The sequence below is a fragment of the Chitinimonas sp. genome, assembly GCF_041904975.1.
Classification (GTDB): Bacteria; Pseudomonadota; Gammaproteobacteria; order Burkholderiales; family Chitinimonadaceae; genus Chitinimonas.
Genome location: NZ_JAYRLZ010000295.1, coordinates 1 through 4917, shown reverse-complemented (window position 1 = coordinate 4917; position 4917 = coordinate 1). Strand labels below are relative to the sequence as shown.

The following is a 4917-nucleotide window of genomic DNA, read 5'->3' as shown; positions in this document are numbered from 1 at the left end:
CTGAAGTGACTTCAGTCTAGGCGCTGTTGGCGTTTTGTCAGCCAGCCATCGCAGTTGCAGCCAACAAGCACTCAGGCAAGCCGGATCGACATGCGTGCCTGATGCACTTCGCCCGGGCGTAGCGTGATCGCCGCCGTGCCGATATTGCCGCGCTCCACGCAAAGGAATTTGCGCCAGTGGCTACCGATATCGGCCACCGCCTCACCTGCCGCCGCCGGACTCCACACCACGGCGCTACGCATGGCATCGGCCTGGATCAGGATGCGCCGCTCACCGTCCTGCAACAGCAAGTCTGCCGGCGCCTGCTCGAATATCGCGTCGATTGCCTCGCCAATCTGCACATCGCCGCACTGCGGGCTGGTGACATGACCCACTTCGCGCCGCAAGCGGCCATCGAGGCCACTCACCCTGCACCGAGCAAGATCAGTTACCCGAAAATAACTGTGCAGCGCATAGCTGAAGGTGAATGCCTGCTCATCGCGGTTTTCCACGACAAATCGGAACGCAAGCGCTTCGCCCAGCGACACAGCCAGCTCGGCATGAAAGCGATGCGGCCAGATGGCGCGAGTTTGCGCGTCGTCATCGAGGGCCAGACGCACTGCGTCCGACTGCTGCTCCAACACGGTCCACACGCGATTGCGGGCGAAGCCATGCGCCGGCAAACCCTCGGGATGCTTGCCAAACCAGGGGAAGCACAGCGGCACGCCACCCCGTACTGCCTTGCCCGGTGAGAAGTCAGCCAGCGGCGACAGCCAAAGCAAGGGGCTGCCCGCAAGATCGGCCTCCAGCAACTGCGCTCCTTGCACGGCCAGGCGCGCCTGGCCATGGGCAGACTGCATATCGATATGGGTCATGGTGCAGCCTCGTCGCAGTGGCGAAACAATGGGAGCACCATGGTAATGCGGCAATGCGCGGCACGTCAGCCGCTTTCGCCAACGCAGCAAACCGCCGCCGGCTTAGCTGGCCATGCTCAAGCAGCCAGAAAGTTGCCGTGAAAGCACAGCGGTGCCGCATAGGGTAGCCAGGCCTTGGCAATCGGGCCGGCCGCCACCCGCTCGCCATCGAACACGGTCAGCACGGTACGCTTGCTCGGCAAATGGCGGGCGACGCCGAGCAACCACACCTGATCGACACTGCCGCCTTTCTTGGGCACCGGAATATGCTCTTCCACCGCCCAGTCGCGCCCAAAGGCGTAGCGCTCGGTCTTGCCATCCTCGATATTCACCCGCACCACGCTGGACAGGCCAATGGTGTCCTGCGGCCGGGCCGCCAGCATATAGCTGTAGCGGTGCCGCTGCCCCACCAGCCGCGGGTCGACGCGCGGAAACTCGGTATCGGCCAGCAGGCGCTCGCTGCGCGCACTTCGCTTGCCAAGGTCCAGCGTGAACAGGGTGGCATGCCCATCGCCATGATGGCTGTGCGGGTCGATGCGCTCGCCGCGCATATTGGCGCGCATCGCCTGCATCAGGCCATCATCGCTAAACAGCGTGGCATCGAGGCGTATGGTATCGCCATCGTCAAACGCATTGCCAAAGTGAAATACCAGCCCGGCTGGTAGTTCCAGCGTCTGTTTGACGGTGAATTCGGCCTTGTCTATCACCACCGCCAGCATTGCCTGCTGGCGATCGAAGTGCAGGCTGTCGAGAAAGCTGCCGACACCTTGTGGCTGCCAGCGATAGGATGGCAACAGCAGCACCAGATGCCGCTCGGTGACGACAAAATCGTGCAGCATGGTCACATTCGGAACATCGATCACCGCCGCCTTCAGCAATTCGCCATTTGCAGCGATGCGATACAGCGCCACCTTGTTGCGCCCCGGGATGGCACCGACATTCCACCAGGTGCCATCGGGTTCGACCTTGGGATGCGCGCTGAACGGCATGGCCTTCACATCATCACGCCAGGTGACGATGCCGCGCGTTTCCAGCGTGTCAGGATCAAGCTCGGTGGCCGACCCGCCCTCCCACAAGGCATACAGCTTGCCGTGATGGGGCAACAGATTGGTGTTGGCGGTATTGAGGGTGTCGTTATTGGCGATCGGCCGCCCGTTCTTCAAGGGCGTGGCAAAGCTTGGGTACAGGAAACGGCCAGCGGCGCTTTCTTCCTCGAATTTGGCGGTGCGCACAAAGCGGCCGCGATGGCTGACCTGGCCATTGGCAATCTGCCAGCACTGCGCCATGCCGTCGCCATCAAACCAATGGTGGTAGCGCTCACCGCCGAGTTCGAAGCGTCCCGGACCATTGCGGAAAAAACGCCCGTTCAATTCCCGGGGGATGCGCCCCTCAACCCGTGCGACACCCGACTGATCGCCCGTCACGCCGCTGAGCAGTTGCAGATTCGAGGTGCGGCGCAGTCCGGCATGAAAGCCACGGTAGGTAGCCTCATCGCTCCAGGCCAGGGAAGCCGCAGCAGCCAGACCGGCTTGTAAAAACAGACGGCGGTTCATGGCAGCTCCTTAGCGCAGTTTGAGCTGGGTGGCATTGCTGCCGGCGACAATCTGGATCTTCGCCTGATCGAAGCTTGGCGGGCCGAATTGCCCAGCCGCATCGTTGGAGAAGCCATAGGGCTCGGTGGGCATGCCGAGCAGATTGGTATTGAGCTTGCCATTGCTGTCTTCGTCGTGAATCACCGATACCGCAAGCTCGCCCTCGGGCAGCGCATTCAGGGTCAATACCACCTTGCCCGACGCGGCTACCGCACGGCCAACGGCCACCGGCTGCTTGAGGAACTGGTCCTTGCCATAGGCGGCGACCAGTATCTGGCCGTGATCGGACTTGATATTGTCGACAGTAATCGTCAGCTCGGCGGCATAGCCGGCGCTGAGCAAGCACAAGGAGAGAATCGGGAGAAAACGCATGGCGGGGTTCCGGTTGATTGAGACAGTGCCCATCATGGCGAGCGCCCCACACCGCTACCCGCAATTGCGACGAATCGACCGCATTCATGCGCCAACTGTCGGCGCCGCCGCCTTTTTTGCCAAGGCCCTGAGACGCTTACAAGACACCCAAGCTAAAATCAAGCCTGCTCAGGCCATCGGGCCTGATACCAAGCTGCACTACCCCCAACACCTGTAGAGACGGTGCGCACCGAGACCATGCAGATCACAGAGCAAGCCGGCTGGTATGCGCTTGTCCGCGCGCATGCTGTCCTTTTTGCATTTCGTGCGTATTGCCTTGATTTCGGGTCAACTTCCCTAGGCTCTGTTGACGTTTTGCCGGCGGATCGCGTTTCGTCGGCAAAATGTCAACAGAGCCTAGCGATTGGTCACCCATACCCCGGCCACTACCAGCGCCCCGCCAAGCAAGGTAGGCAGAGTTGGTTTCTCGCCCAGCAGCACGATGCCGGACAGCACAGCGAACACCGGCACCAGATTGGTGAACACCACGGTGCGCGCAGCGCCGACCGCCTTGATGCCATCGCTATACCAGATGAATGCCGCCGCCGTTCCCAAGGCGCCAAGGAACACCACGCCAGCGTATTGGGCAAGACTCAGACCGACAGGCGACACCAGTTCGCCACGCCAGGCAGCGGTGATGCCCAGGCCGATGCAGCCGATCAGGGCCGCCCAGAAGGTCGCTTGCAGGCTGCTCAGTACCTTCATTGCCTGCCGGCCGATCAGGGTGTAGGCCACCCAGGACACGCAACAGCCGAGGATCAGCAACTCGCCATGGCCTATGCCCTGGCGCAGCACTGCAAGATAGTCTCCATGCGAAATCAGGGTGATGGCGCCGAATAGCGAAACCAGCACACCGACCCAGCGCCGCGCGCCGAGCGACTGGCGCAATAGCACGGCACTGAACAGCGCCACCATGATGGGATTGAGTGCCACCAACAGCGCGGCGCGGCTGGCCGGGATCAAGGACAGGCCGGAGAAGAAAAACACATTGTAGGAAAACACCCCGGTAGCGCCGAGCGCCGCCGCCCAGCCCAGCTGCTGGCGCGTTGGCAGTGCCAGCGCACTGCTATGCACCAGCAAGCCCAACAGGCAGACGCTGGCCACCACAAAACGCCAGAAAGCAATCGATAAGGGCGGCATGGCCTGGGCCAGCACCCGGCCGACGATAAAGGTGCCACCCCAGATCGCCATGGTGAGTATCAGTTTGAAATAGAGTCGGGACATGGGCTCAGCAAACTTGAAAGCAAAGGATGTATTGCAATGAACGCAGGAGACATCAGGCCTGCCGGTAGCACCAGCAGCCCTCATCATCGACAAAACGGACGATGCGGTTCTGGGCCTGCAGATGATTCAGATGGGCGATGCATTCGGCCATGGCAAACAGAGTCTGGTACAGATCGAACATACGGCCGAACAGGGTGGGCAGCAGCTGATAGGCTGTACTCGGTTCCGCCAGCGCCAGATACATGGCCTCAAGCCGTTCGGCATGGTGGGTTTTCAATGCCTCCACCCGCGCCGCAATGCCGACAAAGGGCTTGCCATGCGAAGGCAGCACCACGGTGTCATCAGGCAGCGCCAGGAATCGGTCGAGCGAAGCGAGAAATTGCGCCACCGCATCGGCATCGGGGTCGGCCCCCCAGGCGCCGACATTGGTGGATATTTTGGGAAGCAGCATATCGCCGGCAATCAGCAAGCGCTTTTCTGCGCTGTAGAACGCCATATGTTCGGGTGAATGCCCATGGCCGGGTATGGCCAGCCAGTCGGTGCCGGCCATGGTCAGCGTATCGCCGGCCATGATGCGGTGGAACTGCCCGGGCAGGCTTTTCACCCCCCAGTGATAGGTATTGCCGCGTGCCGCGTAGTCATCGAGCTTGGCCTGCGGCAGGCCATGGCTGGCGAAGTGGCGATTCAGCGCAGCCACATCAAAGCCGGGCAAATCGTGCCAGACCGCGCGCGCCAGCAAGAATTCGCCCATGCTGCAATGAAACGGGGAGGCGAAGCGGCTGGCCAGCCAGTCGGCC

The 4917-nt window shown here is 61.9% G+C and carries 6 protein-coding genes; 1 reads left to right on the top strand and 5 read right to left on the bottom strand.

Going from position 1 to position 4917, the window contains the following annotated elements; genetic code table 11:
- Window positions 1–71: 71 nt before the first annotated feature.
- From ACE3OH_RS19270 to ACE3OH_RS19260, 3 genes are all read right to left on the bottom strand, one after another.
- Window positions 72–854 (bottom strand): D-hexose-6-phosphate mutarotase, encoded by a 783-nt coding sequence (locus ACE3OH_RS19270; RefSeq protein WP_374357009.1) that lies wholly within the window; start codon window positions 852–854, stop codon window positions 72–74.
- Between the two features lie 116 nt (window positions 855–970).
- A complete protein-coding gene (locus ACE3OH_RS19265) occupies window positions 971–2446 on the bottom strand; it encodes a carotenoid oxygenase family protein (RefSeq protein WP_374357007.1) in 1476 nt (491 codons plus the stop codon).
- Window positions 2447–2455: 9 nt separating this feature from the next.
- Complete coding sequence (locus ACE3OH_RS19260; RefSeq protein ID WP_374357005.1) at window positions 2456–2857, bottom strand: DUF2141 domain-containing protein; 402 nt, start codon at window positions 2855–2857, stop codon at window positions 2456–2458.
- Here ACE3OH_RS19260 and ACE3OH_RS19255 point away from each other — a divergent pair.
- On the top strand, window positions 2856–3074 hold the full coding sequence (locus tag ACE3OH_RS19255; RefSeq protein WP_374357003.1) for a hypothetical protein: 219 nt from the start codon (window positions 2856–2858) through the stop codon (window positions 3072–3074). The two genes, ACE3OH_RS19260 and ACE3OH_RS19255, sit on opposite strands and share 2 nt — an antisense overlap.
- 179 nt (window positions 3075–3253) lie before the next feature.
- Here the strand turns inward: ACE3OH_RS19255 and ACE3OH_RS19250 are convergent, their stop codons facing one another.
- Together ACE3OH_RS19250 and ACE3OH_RS19245 are read right to left on the bottom strand one after the other, a co-directional pair.
- The gene (locus ACE3OH_RS19250; protein ID WP_374357001.1) at window positions 3254–4120 is read right to left on the bottom strand and encodes a DMT family transporter; all 867 of its coding nucleotides are present in this window, start codon (window positions 4118–4120) and stop codon (window positions 3254–3256) included.
- A 52-nt stretch (window positions 4121–4172) separates the two neighbouring features.
- Window positions 4173–4917 (bottom strand): MBL fold metallo-hydrolase (locus ACE3OH_RS19245; RefSeq protein ID WP_374356999.1); only part of this gene is annotated, 745 nt, incomplete at its 5' end.